The following is a 23,627-nucleotide window of genomic DNA, read 5'->3' on the forward strand; positions in this document are numbered from 1 at the left end:
ATGGCAACAGAGTATTTGTTGAAAGAGTCGGGCAAGGTCGTCGAAATCAAAGGTTCAGTCTTTTTATTGAAAGATGGAAAATTATTACCTTTGAAGGTCGGTGATTCCGTTTTTGCAGGCAACACAGTTGTCGCTGAAGAAGGCGCTGAATTCAGGCTGCAGTTAGAAAACGGTGAAGAGCTTATCTTTCCTAATGCTTCGTTAGCAGAGGCATTATTCGATACCGATGCTGAGAACGCCGAAATTGCCGCTATTCAAGAAGCGATTAGCTCTGGTGATATGTCCAATGTAGAGGCAACTGCGGCTGGTGGTTCTTCTTCCAGTTCGGGTAGTGATGGTCCTGCAACCATTTCTTCTTCAGGCAGTGAAACTATTGCACGCTCTGGATTTGGTACGGGGGCTGGTAATGGTTCTCATGATTTCAATAATACGACTTTGCCAAATGGTAATGCCCTAGTTGTATTAGACTTTGACGCACCAGATGCCACATTTGAAGATTCATCTGTTAATACTACAACACCAACATTAGATGGCGGGATAGACGACGCCGACGCTTCTGTTGTTGTGATTATTAACGGTGGTGATCCTGTTAATGCAATCAATAATGGCGATGGTACATTTACCCTACCTCCTGGCGTGGAGTTAAACGAAGGTGAAAATGAAGTCACTGTCATTGCCACCGATCCAAATGGTAATACAGATGAAGTCACCGGCATTGTGACGGTTGATATTACCCCACCCACTGGAACCGTCGATAGTTTTACCACTGAAGATACCACACCGCCTTTAACGGGTACCGTTGATGACCCGACTGCTACTATTATCGTTTCGATTAATGGTGAAACTTTTCAAGCCATTAATAACGGTGACGGTACTTGGGTATTACCAGATGATATTGTCGCTGAGTTAAATGAACAAATTTACGATGTTAATGCGGTTTTTTCAGACGACTTGGGTAATACCACCACAGCTCAAGGTCAAGTTGATGTACAAATAAATGAAGCGCCTACTGCGGTAGATGTTAATTTTGGTGACATTAATGAAGATGGTTCAATAGTATTTACTGAAGCCGAGCTTTTAGCGAACTCGACTGATCCGGATGGTGATCAGTTATCTATTACTCAGGTTAGTTTAGTTAACCCTGCATTAGGAACATTAACTGATAACAGCGACGGCACTTGGACTTTTCAGCCGTCAGCGGAATTTAATGGTCAGGTTGTTTTTGATTTTACCTTAACGGATGGCGAGTTTGACGATTCAGCGCAAGCTCAACTGAATGTTGTGCCAGTTAATGATCCACCTGAGATTACAGTTACGGGCGCCACCATTATTGAAACAGAGGTAACACAAGGTACGGTTGTCGCTTCGTTTACGGCATCTGATATTGATACCGCGGCTGAGAATTTAACTTTTGCGATTGTTAATAATGACAATGGCTATTTCGCTTTAGACGGCTCAAGTGTGGTGTTGACCCAAGCTGGGGTTGAAGCGGTTGATAATGATGAATTAGATTTAGAATCAATTGATATTGAAGTGTCGGTTAATGACGGAGAGTTTACCGTTAGTGATATAGGCACTGTGGTTATCAATCGAGTTGATGATACCGCGCCAATTGGCCAAGATGACTCAGGTGAAACTGATGAAGGTGCTTCTGTTGTCATTAATGTATTAGCGAATGATAGCGATGACGAAGTTGGACTTGATGTGAGTTCAGTACAAGTCGTTGCTGATCCAGCTAACGGCTTTATCATTGTTAACGATGATGGCACAGTGACGTACCAACATGATGGCTCGGATACAACTAGCGATGTTTTCACTTATACGGTAGCTGATTTAAACGGTAATGTTTCCGATCCTATTACCGTTAACGTGATAGTCAATCCTGTTGATGATGCTGCACCTATTGGTCAAGATGATTCGGGGTCATTAGATGAAGGTGCCACAATTAATATTAATGTGGCGGCGAATGATGCGGATAGCGAGTCTGGCCTTGATCTCAGCTCAATTGTTATTATTCGCCAACCGAATAATGGCTCAGTTACGGTTAATAGTGATGGAACGGTTGACTATCAGCATGACGGTAGCGACACCACTGCGGATGATTTTATTTATACGATCGCTGATTTAGACGGCAATGTTTCTGATCCGATCTCCGTTAATTTGGTGGTGGCCTCTGTCGATGATACTAACCCAATAGGTCAAGACGATAGCGCGCAATTAGATGAAGGCGCAAGCGTTGTTATCGACGTGGCAGCCAATGATTCTGATACAGAATCAGGTTTAGATTTAACGTCAGTGCAAATTGTTAGCCAGCCAAACCATGGTCAATTGGTGGTTAATGACAACGGTACTGTTACTTATCAGCACGATGGTTCAGATACGACAAGTGATATCTTCACTTATACCATTAAAGACAATGACGGCAATATTAGTGATCCAATTACAGTTAATATTGTTGTTAATGCAGTAGATGACACTAAACCTCTAGGTCAAGACGACACGGCTGATGTTGCTGAAGGGCAGCTTATTAACATTAACGTGGCGGCAAATGATAGCGATACAGAAGCCGGTTTAGATTTAAGCTCAGTTGTTATTGTTAGCCAGCCTAGTTTTGGTTCATTAGTGGTAAATGCTAATGGTACGGTCGATTATCAACATGATGGCTCTAATACGACGGCGGATGTTTTTACTTATACGATCACGGATAATAATGGCAATGTAAGTGAACCGATTACGGTTAACATTGCGATTGCTTCAGTCGATGATACAGCGCCGATTGGAATTGATGATCAAGCATCACTTGATGAAGGCGCTAGCATTAATATTAATGTAGCCGCTAATGATAGTGATTCAGAGTCGGCGTTAGATCTTACATCTATTCAAGTCGTTGGGGCACCAGCCAACGGCCAAGTAACCATTAATGATGATGGTACGGTTGACTATCAGCACGACGGTAGTGATACAACATCAGATATATTCACTTACACCATCAAAGACAGTGAAGGGAATATTTCGGATCCTATCACGGTTAATTTGGCTATAGCATCTGTCGATGATACTGCTCCAATTGGTCAAGATGATAGTGCCTTTGTTGTTGAAGGCGCTTCTGTTGTCATCAATGTTGCTGCAAATGACTCTGACAGCGAATCAGCGCTTGATTTATCTTCTATTCAAGTGGTTAGCAACCCTGAAAATGGTCAAGTCACAGTTAACGATGATGGCACTATTACTTATCTGCATGATGATTCAGATACCACCTCAGATGTATTTACCTACACCATCACAGATGCTGCAGGTAATGTAAGTGATGCCATTACGGTCAATGTCGCCATTGCAGGTGTAGAAGATGTTGTCACTGCAACGTTGTCGGCCACGGAAAGTGTCTCAGAAGATGGTGGTAATGTAGAGTACATTGTTAAATTGACCGATGCTGACGGTAACGCGATCAGTACAGCTGAGCCAGTCGTAGTAACCTTAGCTAATGGTGAAACGATTACCATTGCTAGCGGACAAGATACTGGTAGCGTCACAACGTTAATCAATCAAGATGATGTGTACATTGACGCTACGAGTATCAGCAACACTATAACTAATATTTCCGGTGGCGAATCATTTGAAAAGCTAGTGTCAGCGGGTAATTCTGTTACTACTGCCATTACTGATGATACTGACCAAGTTACGGCTAAACTAACGGCCACACAGTCAACGTCTGAAGATGCTGGCAATATTACTTACACTGTCAGCTTAACTGACGCTGATGACAACTTAGTGGTTGCGCAATCTGATGTTGTTGTAACGCTCGACAACGGAGAAGTGGTTACAATATTAGCAGGCCAGTCTTCCGCTAATGCCGTCATTACTGTTGATAGGGATGATGTATTAGTTGAAACGGATAGTGTGAGCAATAGCATTACCGCTATTACTGGTGGCAATGAGTTTGAAAGCTTGATTGCTGATACAAGCGTCATCCGCACATCTATTGTTGATGACTCTGATGTAGTACTTATTTCTATTTCAGGTGACAGTCAAGTTGTTGAGGGCAGTTCAGCTAACTATACCGTATCTATTTCTCATGCCCCAGTTAATGATATTCAAGTTGAGGTCAATTACTCAGGTACAGCAAGCGATGGCACAGATTACAATGGTGTAACCAGTGTTACCATTGCAGCAGGAACCACAAGCGCTAGCTTTACTTTAGCAACATTGGACGATGTATTAGCTGAAGGCTCTGAAAGTATTGTGATTTCGTTAGGCAGTATTTCAGGTGGCTCAGAATTTGAAGGCATTGCGTTAGATGATACGGCAGCGGAAATTACCACCACATTAGTTGAAAGTGAAGATATTGTAGAGGTTTCATTAACTGGTGATAGCCAAGTCGTAGAGGGCAATAGTGCCTCATACACAGTTAGCGTAACAGAAACACCAACAACAGATATCACCGTTAATTTCACCTATTCTGGCATAGCAGCAGATGGCAGTGATTTTACAGGCGTCGCCAGTATTCAAATCGCCGCAGGCACCACGATCTCGCAATTTGATTTAGCTACTCTTGACGATGCTTACGCTGAAGGAGCAGAAAGCTTTACTATTGCTATTGATACTGTGTCTGGTGGTGGTTTTGAAGCCATTGGCGCAAGCTCTACTCAAAGTACGGTCACTACGACGATTTATGATTCACTAGATGATGGTGATCCGAATACTCCACAAGAAGATCCTGATACCGTATTAGTGTCAATTTCCGGCGATAGCCAAGTAGTGGAAGGGGAAACCGCTAGCTACACCCTTAGCGTGGACACAGCGCCTGTTTCTGATGTTACTGTTGTTGTGACATACAGCGGCACTGCAGCAGATGGTAATGATTATACCGGTGTTAGTACAATCACGATCCCGTCGGGTTCAACATCAACTAATTTTGATGTTAGTACTATTGATGATGTATTCGCAGAAGGTGCAGAAGATTTCACTATTACTATAGATAGTGTTAATGGTGGTGGTTTTGAAGCCATTGCTGCAGATGAATCTAGCAACTCTGTACAAACGACGATTTATGATTCACTAGATGATGGTGATCCGAATACTCCACAAGAAGATCCTGATACCGTATTAGTGTCAATTTCCGGTGACAGCCAAGTGGTGGAAGGTGAAACCGCTAGCTACACCCTTAGCGTGGACACAGCCCCTGTTTCTGACGTTACCGTTGTAGTGACTTACAGCGGCACTGCAGCAGATGGTAATGATTATACCGGTGTTAGCACGATCACTATCCCGTCAGGTTCAACATCAACTAATTTTGATGTTAGCACTATTGATGATGTATTCGCAGAAGGAGCAGAAGATTTCACTATCACGATAGATAGTGTTAATGGTGGTGGTTTTGAAGCCATTGCTGCAGATGAATCTAGCAACTCTGTACAAACGACGATTTATGATTCGGTCGTTAATGATCCAAACGATCCGAATGAACCGAAAGAGCCAGCGGATACGGTTTACGTCTCGCTAACCGGTGACAACCAAGTGGTTGAAGGCGAAAGTGCCTCTTACTCACTATCGGTTGAAGAAACACCAACTTCCGATATTACCGTGTCTTTCACTTACTCAGGTACGGCGGCTAATGGTGATGATTATACGGGTGTCGCGACAGCCACGATTGCGGCCGGTAGCACCACAGCTGAATTTGATATTGCCACGATTGATGACGTGTTTGCAGAAGGTGCGGAAAACTTCACTATCACAATTGATAGCGTCACTGGCGGCGGCTTTGAAGCGATTGCGGCGAAAGACGGTGCTAACAGTGTTACCACGACAATCTACGATTCAGTCGTTAATGATCCAAACGATCCGAATGAACCGAAAGAGCCAGCGGATACGGTTTACGTCTCGCTAACCGGTGACAGCCAAGTGGTTGAAGGTGAGAGCGCAAGCTACACATTATCGGTTGAAGAAACTCCGACTTCCGATATTAGCGTATCTTTCACTTATACCGGCACAGCGGCGAATGGTGATGACTATACCGGCGTCGCGACGGCCACCATTGCGGCAGGTAGCACCACAGCTGAATTTGATATTGCCACGATTGATGACGTGTTTGCAGAAGGTGCGGAAAACTTCACGATTAGTATAGACTCAGTCACTGGCGGCGGTTTTGAAGCCATCGCGGCGAAAGATGGTGCCGACAGCGTTACTACGACGATTTACGATTCAGTCGTTAATGATCCAAACGATCCAAATGAACCGAAAGAGCCAGCGGATACGGTTTACGTATCGCTAACTGGCGACAGCCAAGTGGTTGAAGGCGAAAGTGCCTCTTACTCACTATCGGTTGAAGAAACACCAACTTCCGATATTACCGTGTCTTTCACTTATAGCGGCACAGCGGCGAATGGTGATGACTATACCGGCGTCGCGACAGCCACCATTGCGGCAGGTTCTACCACAGCTGAATTTGATATTGCCACGATTGATGACGTGTTTGCGGAAGGTGCAGAGAATTTCACTATCACCATTGATAGCGTCACTGGCGGCGGCTTTGAAGCGATTGCGGCGAAAGACGGTGCTAACAGTGTTACCACGACAATTTACGATTCAGTCGTTAATGATCCAAACGATCCAAATGAACCGAAAGAGCCAGCGGATACGGTTTACGTCTCGCTAACCGGTGACAGCCAAGTGGTTGAAGGCGAAAGTGCCTCTTACTCACTATCGGTTGAAGCCACACCGACTTCCGATATTACCGTGTCTTTCACTTATAGCGGCACAGCGGCTAATGGCGATGACTATACGGGTGTCGCGACAGCCACGATTGCAGCGGGTTCAACCACAGCTGAATTTGATATCGCGACCATCGATGACGTATTTGCGGAAGGTGCAGAGAACTTCACGATTAGCATTGATTCAGTGACTGGCGGCGGCTTTGAAGCGATAGCCGCGAAAGACGGTGCCAACAGCGTTACCACGACAATCTACGATTCAGTGATCAATGATCCAAACGATCCAAATGAACCGAAAGAGCCAGCGGATACAGTTTACGTATCGCTAACTGGTGACAGCCAAGTGGTTGAAGGTGAGAGCGCAAGCTACACATTATCGGTTGAAGAAACTCCGACTTCCGATATTAGCGTATCTTTCACTTATAGCGGCACAGCGGCGAATGGTGATGACTATACCGGCGTCGCGACGGCCACCATTGCAGCGGGTTCAACCACAGCTGAATTTGATATCGCGACCATCGATGACGTATTTGCGGAAGGTGCAGAGAACTTCACGATTAGCATTGATTCAGTGACTGGCGGCGGCTTTGAAGCGATAGCCGCGAAAGACGGTGCTAACAGTGTTACCACCACTATCTACGATTCAGTCGTTAATGATCCAAACGATCCGAATGAACCGAAAGAGCCAGCGGATACGGTTTACGTCTCGCTAACCGGTGACAACCAAGTGGTTGAAGGCGAAAGTGCCTCTTATTCACTATCGGTTGAAGAAACACCGACTTCCGATATTACCGTGTCGTTCACTTACACAGGTACGGCAGCTAATGGTGATGACTATACTGGCGTCGCGACAGCCACCATTGCGGCCGGTAGCACCACAGCTGAATTTGATATCGCGACCATTGATGACGTATTTGCGGAAGGTGCAGAAAACTTTACGATTAGCATAGACTCAGTCACCGGCGGCGGCTTTGAAGCGATTGCCGCAAAAGACGATGCTAACAGTGTTACCACCACTATCTACGATTCAGTCGTTAATGATCCAAACGATCCGAATGAACCAAAAGAGCCAGCCGATACAGTTTACGTATCGCTAACTGGCGACAGCCAAGTGGTTGAAGGCGAAAGTGCCTCTTACTCACTATCGGTTGAAGAAACACCAACTTCCGATATTACTGTGTCTTTCACCTACACAGGTACGGCGGCTAATGGTGATGATTATACCGGTGTCGCGACAGCCACGATTGCAGCGGGTTCAACCACAGCTGAATTTGATATCGCGACCATCGATGACGTATTTGCGGAAGGTGCAGAGAACTTCACGATTAGCATTGATTCAGTGACTGGCGGCGGCTTTGAAGCGATTGCGGCGAAAGACGGTGCTAACAGTGTTACCACGACAATCTACGATTCAGTCGTTAATGATCCAAACGATCCAAATGAACCGAAAGAGCCAGCCGATACGGTTTACGTCTCGCTAACCGGTGACAGCCAAGTGGTGGAAGGCGAAAGTGCCTCTTACTCACTATCGGTTGAAGAAACACCAACTTCCGATATTACCGTGTCTTTCACTTACTCAGGTACGGCGGCTAATGGTGATGATTATACGGGTGTCGCGACAGCCACGATTGCGGCAGGTTCAACCACAGCCGAGTTTGATATTGCCACGATTGATGACGTATTTGCGGAAGGTGCCGAGAATTTCACTATCACAATTGATAGTGTCACTGGCGGCGGTTTTGAAGCCATCGCGGCCAAAGACGGTGCTAACAGTGTTACCACCACAATCTACGATTCAGTCGTTAATGATCCAAACGATCCAAATGAACCGAAAGAGCCAGCCGATACGGTTTACGTCTCGCTAACCGGTGACAGCCAAGTGGTTGAAGGCGAAAGTGCCTCTTACTCACTATCGGTTGAAGAAACACCAACGTCAGACATTACCGTGTCCTTCACTTACACAGGTACGGCAGCTAATGGAGATGATTATACCGGCGTGGCGACAGCCACGATTGCGGCGGGTTCAACCACAGCCGAATTTGATATCGCGACCATTGATGATGTGTTTGCGGAAGGCGCAGAGAACTTCACGATTAGTATAGACTCAGTCACTGGCGGCGGCTTTGAAGCGATAGCGGCGAAAGACGGTGCCGACAGCGTTACTACGACAATTTTTGAATCCGAAAATGCAGTTTATGTTGGGATCAGCGGTGATAGCCAAGTCATTGAAGGTGAAGCTGCAAGTTACCAATTAAATGTTAATGAAACCCCAGCAACTGATATTACTGTTAATCTAACTTATACAGGTGTTGCGCAAGACGGTACCGATTTTACCGGTGTGACCACGGTCACTATCGCGGCGGGTAGCACCACGGCAGCATTTGATATTACCACTATTGATGACGTATTTGCGGAAGGTGCAGAAAGTTTCACTGTGAATATTGATTCGTTATCCGGTGGTGGATTTGAAGTCCTTGTACGTGATCCTGACAATCAAAGTGTCGAAACCACAATCTACGATTCTGTAGTTAATGATCCAAACGATCCAAATGAACCGAAAGAGCCAGCGGATACGGTTTACGTCTCGCTAACCGGTGACAGCCAAGTGGTTGAAGGCGAAAGTGCCTCTTACTCACTATCGGTTGAAGCCACACCGACTTCCGATATTACCGTGTCTTTCACTTATAGCGGCACAGCGGCTAATGGCGATGACTATACGGGTGTCGCGACAGCCACGATTGCAGCGGGTTCAACCACAGCTGAATTTGATATCGCGACCATCGATGACGTATTTGCGGAAGGTGCAGAGAACTTCACGATTAGCATTGATTCAGTGACTGGCGGCGGCTTTGAAGCGATAGCCGCGAAAGACGGTGCCAACAGCGTTACCACGACAATCTACGATTCAGTGATCAATGATCCAAACGATCCAAATGAACCGAAAGAGCCAGCGGATACAGTTTACGTATCGCTAACTGGTGACAACCAAGTGGTTGAAGGTGAAAGTGCCTCTTACTCACTATCGGTTGAAGAAACACCGACTTCTGATATTACCGTGTTTTTCACTTATAGCGGCACAGCAGCGAATGGTGATGATTATACCGGCGTGGCGACAGCCACGATTGCGGCGGGTTCAACCACAGTTGAATTTGATATTGCCACGATTGATGACGTGTTTGCAGAAGGCGCAGAGAATTTCACTATCACAATTGATAGCGTCACTGGCGGCGGTTTTGAAGCCATCGCGGCGAAAGACGGTGCTAACAGTGTTACCACCACTATCTACGATTCAGTCGTTAATGATCCAAACGATCCGAATGAACCAAAAGAGCCAGCCGATACAGTTTACGTCTCGCTAACCGGCGACAGCCAAGTGGTTGAAGGCGAAAGTGCCTCTTACTCACTATCGGTTGAAGAAACACCGACTTCTGATATTAGCGTGTCTTTCACCTACACAGGTACGGCGGCTAATGGTGATGATTATACCGGTGTCGCGACAGCCACGATTGCGGCGGGTTCAACCACAGCCGAATTTGACATCGCGACCATTGATGACGTGTTTGCGGAAGGCGCAGAGAACTTCACGATCAGCATTGACTCAGTCACTGGCGGCGGTTTTGAAGCGATAGCGGCGAAAGACGGTGCTAACAGTGTTACCACGACAATTTACGATTCAGTCGTTAATGATCCAAACGATCCAAATGAACCGAAAGAGCCAGCGGATACAGTCTATGTCTCGCTAACCGGTGACAGCCAAGTGGTTGAAGGTGAGAGCGCAAGCTACACATTATCGGTTGAAGAAACTCCGACTTCCGATATTAGCGTATCTTTCACTTATAGCGGCACAGCGGCGAATGGTGATGACTATACCGGCGTCGCGACGGCCACCATTGCAGCGGGTTCAACCACAGCTGAATTTGATATCGCGACCATTGATGACGTATTTGCGGAAGGTGCAGAAAACTTCACGATTAGCATAGACTCAGTCACCGGCGGCGGCTTTGAAGCGATAGCCGCGAAAGACGGTGCTAACAGTGTTACCACCACTATCTACGATTCAGTCGTTAATGATCCAAACGATCCGAATGAACCAAAAGAGCCAGCGGATACGGTTTACGTATCGCTAACTGGCGACAGCCAAGTGGTTGAAGGCGAAAGTGCCTCTTACTCACTATCGGTTGAAGAAACACCAACTTCCGATATTACCGTGTCTTTCACTTACTCAGGTACGGCGGCTAATGGTGATGATTATACGGGTGTCGCGACAGCCACGATTGCGGCCGGTAGCACAACAGCCGAGTTTGATATCGCGACCATTGATGATGTTTTTGCTGAAGGTGCGGAAAACTTCACTATCACAATTGATAGCGTCACTGGCGGCGGCTTTGAAGCGATTGCGGCGAAAGACGGTGCTAACAGTGTTACCACGACAATCTACGATTCAGTCGTTAATGATCCAAACGATCCGAATGAACCGAAAGAGCCAGCGGATACGGTTTACGTCTCGCTAACCGGTGACAGCCAAGTGGTTGAAGGTGAGAGCGCAAGCTACACATTATCGGTTGAAGAAACTCCGACTTCCGATATTAGCGTATCTTTCACTTATACCGGCACAGCGGCGAATGGTGATGACTATACCGGCGTCGCGACGGCCACCATTGCGGCAGGTAGCACCACAGCTGAATTTGATATTGCCACGATTGATGACGTGTTTGCAGAAGGTGCGGAAAACTTCACGATTAGTATAGACTCAGTCACTGGCGGCGGTTTTGAAGCCATCGCGGCGAAAAACGGGGCTAACAGCGTTACCACGACAATTTACGATTCGGTCGTTAATGATCCAAACGATCCGAATGAACCGAAAGAGCCAGCGGATACGGTTTACGTCTCGCTAACCGGTGACAACCAAGTGGTTGAAGGCGAAAGTGCCTCTTATTCACTATCGGTTGAAGAAACACCGACTTCCGATATTACCGTGTCGTTCACTTACACAGGTACGGCAGCTAATGGTGATGACTATACTGGCGTCGCGACAGCCACCATTGCGGCCGGTAGCACCACAGCTGAATTTGATATCGCGACCATTGATGACGTATTTGCGGAAGGTGCAGAAAACTTTACGATTAGCATAGACTCAGTCACCGGCGGCGGCTTTGAAGCGATTGCCGCAAAAGACGATGCTAACAGTGTTACCACCACTATCTACGATTCAGTCGTTAATGATCCAAACGATCCGAATGAACCGAAAGAGCCAGCGGATACGGTTTACGTCTCGCTAACCGGTGACAACCAAGTGGTTGAAGGCGAAAGTGCCTCTTATTCACTATCGGTTGAAGAAACACCGACTTCCGATATTAGCGTGTCTTTCACTTATAGCGGTACAGCAGCTAATGGCGATGATTATACTGGCGTCGCGACAGCCACGATTGCGGCAGGTAGCACCACAGCTGAATTTGATATCGCGACCATTGATGATGTCTTCGCTGAAGGTGCAGAGAATTTCACGATTAGCATAGACTCAGTCACCGGCGGCGGCTTTGAAGCGATTGCCGCAAAAGACGATGCTAACAGCGTTACTACGACGATTTACGATTCTGTAGTTAATGATCCAAACGATCCAAATGAACCGAAAGAGCCTGCGGATACAGTCTATGTCTCGCTAACCGGTGACAGCCAAGTGGTTGAAGGTGAGAGCGCAAGCTACACATTATCGGTTGAAGAAACTCCGACTTCCGATATTAGCGTATCTTTCACTTATAGCGGCACAGCGGCGAATGGTGATGACTATACCGGCGTCGCGACGGCCACCATTGCAGCGGGTTCAACCACAGCTGAATTTGATATCGCGACCATCGATGACGTATTTGCGGAAGGTGCAGAGAACTTCACGATTAGCATTGATTCAGTGACTGGCGGCGGCTTTGAAGCGATAGCCGCGAAAGACGGTGCTAACAGTGTTACCACCACTATCTACGATTCAGTCGTTAATGATCCAAACGATCCGAATGAACCGAAAGAGCCAGCGGATACGGTTTACGTCTCGCTAACCGGTGACAACCAAGTGGTTGAAGGCGAAAGTGCCTCTTATTCACTATCGGTTGAAGAAACACCGACTTCTGATATTACCGTGTTTTTCACTTATAGCGGCACAGCAGCGAATGGTGATGATTATACCGGCGTGGCGACAGCCACGATTGCGGCGGGTTCAACCACAGTTGAATTTGATATTGCCACGATTGATGACGTGTTTGCAGAAGGCGCAGAGAATTTCACTATCACAATTGATAGCGTCACTGGCGGCGGTTTTGAAGCCATCGCGGCGAAAGACGGTGCTAACAGTGTTACCACCACTATCTACGATTCAGTCGTTAATGATCCAAACGATCCGAATGAACCAAAAGAGCCAGCCGATACAGTTTACGTCTCGCTAACCGGCGACAGCCAAGTGGTTGAAGGCGAAAGTGCCTCTTACTCACTATCGGTTGAAGAAACACCGACTTCTGATATTAGCGTGTCTTTCACCTACACAGGTACGGCGGCTAATGGTGATGATTATACCGGTGTCGCGACAGCCACGATTGCGGCGGGTTCAACCACAGCCGAATTTGACATCGCGACCATTGATGACGTGTTTGCGGAAGGCGCAGAGAACTTCACGATCAGCATTGACTCAGTCACTGGCGGCGGTTTTGAAGCGATAGCGGCGAAAGACGGTGCTAACAGCGTTACCACGACAATTTACGATTCGGTCGTTAATGATCCAAACGATCCGAATGAACCGAAAGAGCCAGCGGATACGGTTTACGTCTCGCTAACCGGTGACAGCCAAGTGGTGGAAGGCGAAAGTGCCTCTTACTCACTATCGGTTGAAGAAACACCAACTTCCGATATTACCGTGTCTTTCACTTACTCAGGTACGGCGGCTAATGGTGATGATTATACGGGTGTCGCGACAGCCACGATTGCGGCAGGTTCAACCACAGCCGAGTTTGATATTGCCACGATTGATGACGTATTTGCGGAAGGTGCCGAGAATTTCACTATCACAATTGATAGTGTCACTGGCGGCGGTTTTGAAGCCATCGCGGCCAAAGACGGTGCTAACAGTGTTACCACCACAATCTACGATTCAGTCGTTAATGATCCAAACGATCCAAATGAACCAAAAGAGCCAGCCGATACGGTTTACGTCTCGCTAACCGGTGACAGCCAAGTGGTTGAAGGCGAAAGTGCCTCTTACTCACTATCGGTTGAAGCCACACCGACTTCCGATATTACCGTGTCGTTCACTTACACAGGTACGGCAGCTAATGGTGATGACTATACTGGCGTCGCGACAGCCACGATTGCAGCAGGTTCAACCACAGCCGAATTTGATATCGCGACCATAGATGACGTGTTTGCAGAAGGCGCTGAGAATTTCACTATCACAATTGATAGCGTTACCGGCGGCGGTTTTGAAGCGATAGCCGCGAAAGACGGTGCTAACAGTGTTACCACCACTATCTACGATTCAGTCGTTAATGATCCAAACGATCCGAATGAACCAAAAGAGCCAGCCGATACAGTCTATGTCTCGTTAACCGGTGATAGCCAAGTGGTGGAAGGCGAAAGTGCCTCTTACTCACTATCGGTTGAAGAAACACCGACTTCTGATATTACCGTGTTTTTCACTTATAGCGGCACAGCAGCGAATGGTGATGATTATACCGGCGTGGCGACAGCCACGATTGCGGCGGGTTCAACCACAGTTGAATTTGATATTGCCACGATTGATGACGTGTTTGCAGAAGGCGCAGAGAATTTCACTATCACAATTGATAGCGTCACTGGCGGCGGTTTTGAAGCCATCGCGGCGAAAGACGATGCCGACAGTGTTACTACCACTATTTACGAATCTGAAAACGCTGTTTATGTTGGAATTCAAGGAACTGAGCAGTTAGAGGAAGGTGAAACGGCTAGCTACACGTTGACCGTTGGTGAAACGCCAATTTCTGATATTGTCGTCGACATTAAATATACAGGTGTAGCAGAGGATGGTTCTGATTTCACTGGTGTAGCTCAAGTTACTATTAATGCAGGTTCAAATACTGCTTCATTTGATATTTCTACAATCGATGATTCAAATATTGAAGGTAGTGAAAGCTTTAAAGTAGACATCGATTCCCTAAGCGGCGGTGGCTTTGAAGTATTAGTAAGAGATCCAGATAACAGCAGTGTAACCACTACCATTATTGATAATGAAATAGATGCTAAAGCAGATAGTGGCACAACAGATGAAGATACAGTATTAACTGTATCAAGTGAAAATGGTGTCTTAGCTAATGATCAATCTTTGGCTGGAAAAGCTATTAGTGTTGTTGCTGTTAATGGTGTGGCAAATGCAGTGGGTAATGCAACCGTTTTAACTAGTGGTGCTAAAGTAACACTTAATGCGGATGGTAGTTATAGCTATGATCCGAATGGTCAATATGAATATTTGGCGGATGGCGAAAGTGCCAATGACTCATTTACCTATACCGTATCAGATAGTGAAGGTAATACAGCGACCAAGACGGTGACTATTTCAATAAATGGTATTGACGATGACACCACATCGAGCGACCTGACTAACCAAAGCGGTGTTGATGCTGAGTCCTTCGAATACGACGTGAGCGGCAACTTCAACGATGTGGATTCCGACCTGACCTACAGTGTGACTGGCTTACCGGCTGGCTTAAGTATCGATGAAAACACCGGCGTGATCAGCGGTACCATCGACAACAGCGCGTCGCAAGGTGGCACCGATGGTGTGTACACCGTGACGGTAACGGCGACGGGTGATGGCGCACCGGTGAGTGAAAGCTTCGAACTTAGCGTTAGCAACCCAGGGCCAGACTTTATTAATGAAACCAGCGGTCAAGACGATGACGCCTACAGCTTCAGTGCCGAAGAAGGCACCAGCCAAGGCAATGTTGTAGGCACCGCCGGCGCGAGCGATACGGATAACGACGACCTGAGCTACAGCATTGTCAGTGGTAATGACGATGGCCTATTCGCTATCGACCCAGACACGGGTGCCATCAGCGTCACCAAAGACATCGACGATGCCGATTTAGGTAACTACAGCTTAAGTGTTCAAGTGAATGACGGCGAAGGTGGGTCAGACACGGCGACGGTCAGTATTAGCTTAACCAATGTTGACGATGACACCACATCGAGCGACCTCACTAACCAAAGCGGTGTTGATGCTGAGTCATTCGAATACGACGTGAGCGGCAACTTCAACGATGTGGATTCCGACCTGACCTACAGTGTGACTGGCTTACCGGCTGGCTTAAGTATCGATGAAAACACCGGCGTGATCAGCGGTACCATTGACAACAGCGCATCGCAAGGTGGCACCGATGGGGTGTACACCGTGACGGTAACGGCGACGGGTGATGGCGCACCGGTGAGTGAAAGCTTCGAACTTAGCGTTAGCAACCCAGGGCCAGACTTTATTAATGAAACCAGCGGTCAAGACGATGACGCCTACAGCTTCAGTGCCGAAGAAGGCACCAGCCAAGGCAGTGTTGTGGGCACGGCCGGCGCTAGCGATACCGATAACGACGACCTAAGCTACAGCATTGTTAGTGGTAATGACGATGGTCTATTCGCCATCGACCCAGACACGGGTGCCATCAGCGTCACCAAAGACATCGATGATGCTGATTTAGGCAACTACAGCTTAAATGTTCAAGTGAACGACGGCGAAGGTGGCACAGACACGGCGACGGTCAGTATTAGCTTAACCAATGTTGACGATGACACCACATCGAACGACCTCACTAACCAAAGCGGTGTTGATGCTGAGTCCTTCGAATACGACGTGAGCGGCAACTTCAACGATGTGGATTCAGACCTGACCTACAGTGTGACAGGCTTACCGGCTGGCTTAAGTATCGATGAAAACACCGGCGTGATCAGCGGTACCATCGACAACAGCGCATCGCAAGGTGGCACCGATGGGGTGTACACCGTGACGGTAACGGCGACGGGTGATGGCGCACCGGTGAGTGAAAGCTTCGAACTTAGCGTTAGCAACCCAGGGCCAGACTTTATTAATGAAACCAGCGGTCAAGACGATGACGCCTACAGCTTCAGTGCCGAAGAAGGCACCAGCCAAGGCAGTGTTGTGGGCACGGCCGGCGCTAGCGATACCGATAACGACGACCTAAGCTACAGCATTGTTAGTGGTAATGACGATGGTCTATTCGCCATCGACCCAGACACGGGTGCTATCAGCGTCACCAAAGACATCGATGATGCTGATTTAGGCAACTACAGCTTAAATGTTCAAGTGAACGACGGCGAAGGTGGCACAGACACGGCGACGGTCAGTATTAGCTTAACCAATGTTGACGATGACACCACATCGAACGACCTCACTAACCAAAGCGGTGTTGATGCTGAGTCCTTCGAATACGACGTGAGCGGCAACTTCAACGATGTGGATTCCGACCTGACCTACAGTGTGACAGGCTTACCGGCTGGCTTAAGTATCGATGAAAACACCGGCGTGATTAGCGGTACCATCGACAACAGCGCGTCGCAAGGTGGCACCGATGGCGTGTACACCGTGACGGTAACGGCGACGGGTGATGGCGCACCGGTGAGTGAAAGCTTCGAACTTAGCGTTAGCAACCCAGGGCCAGACTTTATTAATGAAACCAGCGGTCAAGACGATGACGCCTACAGCTTCAGTGCCGAAGAAGGCACCAGCCAAGGCAGTGTTGTGGGTACGGCCGGCGCTAGCGATACGGATAACGACGACCTAAGCTACAGCATTGTCAGTGGTAATGACGATGGCCTATTCGCTATCGACCCAGCCACGGGTGCTATCAGCGTCACTAAAGACATCGACGATGCCGATTTAGGCAACTACAGCTTAAGTGTTCAAGTGAATGACGGCGAAGGTGGCACAGACACGGCGACGGTCAGTATTAGCTTAACCAACGTTGACGATGACACCACATCGAGCGACCTCACGAACCAAAGCGGTGTTGATGCTGAGTCATTCGAATACGACGTGAGCGGCAACTTCAACGATGTGGATTCAGACCTGACCTACAGTGTGACTGGCTTACCGGCTGGCTTAAGTATCGATGAAAACACCGGCGTGATTAGCGGCACCATCGACAACAGCGCATCGCAAGGTGGCACCGATGGTGTGTACACCGTGACGGTAACGGCGACGGGTGATGGCGCACCTGTGAGTGAAAGCTTCGAACTTAGCGTTAGCAACCCAGGGCCAGACTTTATTAATGAAACCAGCGGTCAAGACGATGACGCCTACAGCTTCAGTGCCGAAGAAGGCACCAGCCAAGGCAGTGTTGTGGGCACGGCCGGCGCTAGCGATACCGATAACGACGACCTAAGCTACAGCATCGTTAGTGGGAATGACGATGGCCTATTCGCTATCGACCCAGACACGGGTGCTATCAGCGTCACCAAAGACATCGATGATGCTGATTTAGGCAACTACAGCTTAAATGTTCAAGTGAACGACGGCGAAGGTGGCACAGACACGGCGACGGTCAGTATTAGCTTAACCAATGTTGACGATGACACCACATCGAACGACCTCACTAACCAAAGCGGTGTTGATGCTGAGTCCTTCGAATACGACGTGAGCGGCAACTTCAACGATGTGGATTCAGACCTGACCTACAGTGTGACAGGCTTACCGGCTGGCTTAAGTATCGATGAAAACACCGGCGTGATCAGCGGTACCATTGACAACAGCGCATCGCAAGGTGGCACCGATGGGGTGTACACCGTGACGGTAACGGCGACGGGTGATGGCGCACCTGTGAGTGAAAGCTTCGAACTTAGCGTTAGCAACCCAGGGCCAGACTTTATTAATGAAACCAGCGGTCAAGACGATGACGCCTACAGCTTCAGTGCCGAAGAAGGCACCAGCCAAGGCAGTGTTGTGGGCACGGCCGGCGCTAGCGATACCGATAACGACGACCTAAGCTACAGCATTGTTAGTGGTAATGACGATGGCCTATTCGCCATTGACCCAGACACAGGTGCAATCAGCGTCACCAAAGACATCGACGATGCCGATTTAGGCAACTACAGCTTAAGTGTTCAAGTGAATGACGGCGAAGGTGGCACAGACACGGCGACGGTCAGCATTAGCTTAACCAACGTTGACGATGACACCACATCGAGCGACCTCACGAACCAAAGCGGTGTTGATGCTGAGTCATTCGAATACGACGTGAGCGGCAACTTCAACGATGTGGATTCCGACCTGACCTACAGTGTGACTGGCTTACCGGCTGGCTTAAGTATCGATGAAAACACCGGCGTGATCAGCGGAACCATCGACAACAGTGCGTCGCAAGGTGGCACTGATGGCGTGTACACCGTGACGGTAACGGCGACGGGTGATGGCGCACCTGTGAGTGAAAGCTTCGAACTTAGCGTTAGCAACCCAGGGCCAGACTTTATTAATGAAACCAGCGGTCAAGACGATGACGCCTACAGCTTCAGTGCCGAAGAAGGCATCAGCCAAGGCAGTGTTGTGGGTACGGCCGGCGCTAGCGATACCGATAACGACGACCTGAGCTACAGCATTGTCAGTGGTAATGACGATGGCCTATTTGCTATCGACCCAGACACGGGTGCAATTAGCGTCACTAAAGACATCGATGATGCAGATTTAGGCAACTACAGCTTAAGTGTTCAAGTGAACGACGGCGAAGGTGGCACAGACACGGCGACGGTCAGCATTAGCTTAACCAATATTAACGAAGCACCGGAAATTACCGTTACCGCCAACGACTTCACAGAAGATGCTGGCGCGCAAGTGGGTGATACGGCCGGTACCTATGTGACCTCAGATGAAGACGGTGATGACCTTACCGTGACATTCACAGCTGGCACCAACACCAACGGCCACTATGCATTACAAGATGGCAAAGTGGTGTTAACCCAAGCCGGTGTTGATACCATCAATCGCGGTGGCGATTTAGATGAAATTAACCTAACCGTTTCGGATGGCAGCTTAACGGGTCAAGATGCCGATACACCTGTGGTCACCGATGTTAACGATGCACCAGAAATTACTGTCACTGCCAACGACTTCACAGAAGATGCAGGCGCACAAGTGGGTGACACTGCCGGTACCTATGTGACCTCAGATGAAGACGGTGATGACCTTACCGTGACATTCACAGCTGGCAGCAACACCAACGGCCACTATGTATTGCAAGATGGCAAAGTAGTGTTAACCCAAGCGGGTGTCGATACTATCAATCGCGGTGGTGACTTAGATGAAATTAACCTAACTGTTTCCGATGGCAGCCTAACAGGTCAAGACGCCGATACCCCTGTGGTCACCGATGTTAACGATGCACCTGTTGGTCAAGACTTTACGGTATTGTTAACTGATCGAGATAGAGCCAAGGCGATAGACTTTGGTATTGATAATAGCGGTGATAATACGGATGACGTAACCGATGAAGAGGATGATGCAGATGTTTCAAAAGAGACTCTCGTTGTGCTTAAATCTTTACCGACTACAGGCAAATTGGTCTACACCAATGAGCAAGGTGATCAAGTTGAAGTAACGGCAAGTGATTTAAATAGCACTGAATTTTCAGTTGGCGATTTAAGTTACGTTGCTGGTGAAAGTGATGACCAACCGGTTAGCGTCTTGCTTGGAACTAAAGGTGGCGAGCAGCTAGGGCTGAATAATTGGGGCTCTGCTGTTGAAGAGTTAAATGGTGAAGATGTTCCAGATAACAGTGTATTTGAAACCACTCTATCAAATGGTGGTGTAATACAAATTCGCAGCTACGAAGGTGATGCAAACGACATTGATAACCTGAGCAGTCTTAAACAATATGATCGTGAAGAAAATCATATTGGTGTGGGTATTGGCAATACAGACGGTAGTGGTATTAATGATGGCGAATATGTGGTTATCGATTTTGCTTCGAACTCTGATACACCAGATGTAACATCGGCTGAAATCGGCTTAGATGGTATGGGTGGCTTATTTGTTGATGGTGAAAATACCCGTGTTGAAGTCACAGTAAAACTTGATGATGGTACTGTTATCACTAAGTTCTTCCAAAAAGAGCCTGGTATTGAAGGTAATGACAACCTGTTTAACATCATTACAGTGGGTCATGGTGTACAACATGACTTTAATATTGATAGTGATCAAGCCATTGATTCTATTAGCTTTAGTACGGATGGAACAGGTAACTGGGAACTGAAATATGTAGACGCCCAATTCGCACAATCAGACTCATTTGATTATGCACCTGTTGATTCTGATGATCTTGAAGGTAATCAATCAACTGTGACTATTGATATCCGTCCGGATCTAAGTGGCAATTTAGCACCAGTTGCCACCGAAGATAAAATTACAGTTGTTGAAGATTCAACTAATAACTCAATTGATGTTCTTAATAATGATGCTGATCCAGACGGTGATGACTTAACGGTTACCAGTGCTAGTGCCGAAAATGGAACCGTCACAATTAACCAAGATGGCAGCCTGAGTTATACCCCAGACGAAAATTATAATGGTTCAGATACCATTACTTATACCATTAGTGATGGTAATGGAGGTACGGACACAGCAACCGTAGCCGTTACAGTGACGCCAGTTAATGATGGTCCGGATGCGGTAAATGATACCGCGACGACTAACGAAGATACAGCAGTTACCATCGACGTATTGCGTAACGACACTGATCCAGAAAATGATACGTTAACTGTTACTACTGCATCAGCACCAAATGGTACGGTAACCATTAATGATAATGGCACTATTCAATACACGCCTAATGAAAACTTTAATGGTAGTGATACCATCACTTACACAATTAGCGATGGTAATGGTGGAACCGATACGGCAACAGTTGCAGTTACGGTTAACGCAGGGCAAGACGCACCAATAGCTGTTGATGACAGCTATACAGTGGTTGAAGATGGTAGTGTTGCACTTAATTTAATCGCCAACGATATTGATACCGATGATGATGGCCTGAGTGTTAAGTCTATTAATGGTGAAGCGCTAACAGGCTCTGCACAAACCATTAATGTTAGTAATGGCGTGGTTAAAATTAGCGCTGAAGGTGCAATAAGCTTTGAGCCCGCAGACAACTTTAATGGCGATATCGACTTTAATTATGTGGTAACCGATGGTTCGTTAGATGATGAAGGCAAGGTAAGCATTAAAGTCACACCAGTTGACGATAGCTTTACTGATGCAAACGAAACTGTCAGTGTGGCTGAAGATTCGACTAACAACACAGGTAACGTATTAACCGGTACCTCAAGTGTGGATGGCGATGTCTCTGTCACCCAGTTTGTTGTTAACAACCAAACCTTTACTGCCGGTCAAACGGCGACTATTTCTGGTGTGGGCTCGATTAGTATCGATAGCGATGGTGACTACAGCTTTACCCCAGTGGCTAACTACAATGGTGACGTACCGACCATTACCTATACGGTAACTGATGGTTCAGGTACGGATGATACTTCAACACTAGATATTACAGTGACACCAGCTGACGATAGCTTTACTGATGCCAACGAAACCGTCAGTGTGGCTGAAGATTCAACTAACAACACAGGTAACGTATTAACCGGTACCTCAAGTGTGGATGGTGATGTTTCTGTCACCCAGTTTGTGGTGAACAACCAAACTTATACAGCAGGTCAAACCGCGACTATTTCCGGTGTGGGCTCGATTAGTATCGACAGCGATGGTGATTACAGCTTTACCCCAGTGGCTAACTACAATGGTGACGTGCCGACCATTACCTATACGGTAACTGATGGTTCAGGTACGGATGATACTTCAACACTTGATATTACAGTGACACCAGTTGACGATAGCTTTACTGATGCTAATGAAACCGTCAGTGTGGCTGAAGATTCAACTAATAATACAGGTAACGTATTAATCGGTACCTCAAGTGTGGATGGCGATGTCTCTGTCACCCAGTTTGTGGTGAACAACCAAACCTTTACTGCCGGTCAAACCGCGACTATTTCTGGTGTGGGCTCGATTAATATCGACAGCGATGGCGATTACAGCTTTACCCCAGTGGCTAACTACAATGGTGACGTGCCGACTATTACCTATACGGTAACCGATGGTTCAGGTACGGATGATACATCAACACTTGATATTACAGTGACACCAGTTGACGATAGCTTTACTGATGCTAATGAAACCGTCAGTGTGGCTGAAGATTCAACTAACAACACAGGTAACGTATTAACCGGTACCTCAAGTGTGGATGGCGATGTTTCTGTCACCCAGTTTGTGGTTAACAACCAAACTTATACTGCAGGTCAAACCGCGACTATTTCTGGTGTGGGCTCGATTAGTATCGACAGCGATGGCGATTACAGCTTTACCCCAGTGGCTAACTACAATGGTGACGTGCCGACTATTACCTATACGGTAACTGATGGTTCAGGTACGGATGATACTTCAACGCTTGATATTACAGTGACACCGGTTGACGATAGCTTTACTGATGCTAATGAAACCGTCAGTGTGGCTGAAGATTCAACTAATAATACAGGTAACGTATTAATCGGTACCTCAAGTGTGGATGGCGATGTTTCTGTCACCCAGTTTGTTGTTAACAACCAAACCTTTACTGCCGGTCAAACAGCGACTATTTCTGGTGTGGGCTCGATTAGTATCGACAGCGATGGTGATTACAGCTTTACCCCAGTGGCTAACTACAATGGTGACGTACCGATCATAACCTATACGGTAACTGATGGTTCAGGTACGGATGATACTTCAACACTTGATATTACAGTGACACCAGTTGACGATAGCTTTACTGATGCTAATGAAACTGTCAGTGTGGCTGAAGATTCAACTAACAACACAGGTAACGTATT

Annotated in this window: 1 protein-coding gene (running past one end of the window); it reads left to right on the top strand. The window is 47.3% G+C overall.

Features of this window, described 5'->3' with window-relative positions:
• Positions 1–23,627, top strand: the 5' portion of a protein-coding gene (locus C2869_RS11135) for a tandem-95 repeat protein (RefSeq protein ID WP_108603012.1). 4,816 nt of this gene lie beyond the right edge of the window; only the first 23,627 of its 28,443 coding nucleotides appear in the window; the start codon lies at positions 1–3; its stop codon lies beyond the right edge, outside the window.

It is taken from the genome of Saccharobesus litoralis (assembly GCF_003063625.1).
Taxonomy (GTDB): domain Bacteria; phylum Pseudomonadota; class Gammaproteobacteria; order Enterobacterales; family Alteromonadaceae; genus Saccharobesus; species Saccharobesus litoralis.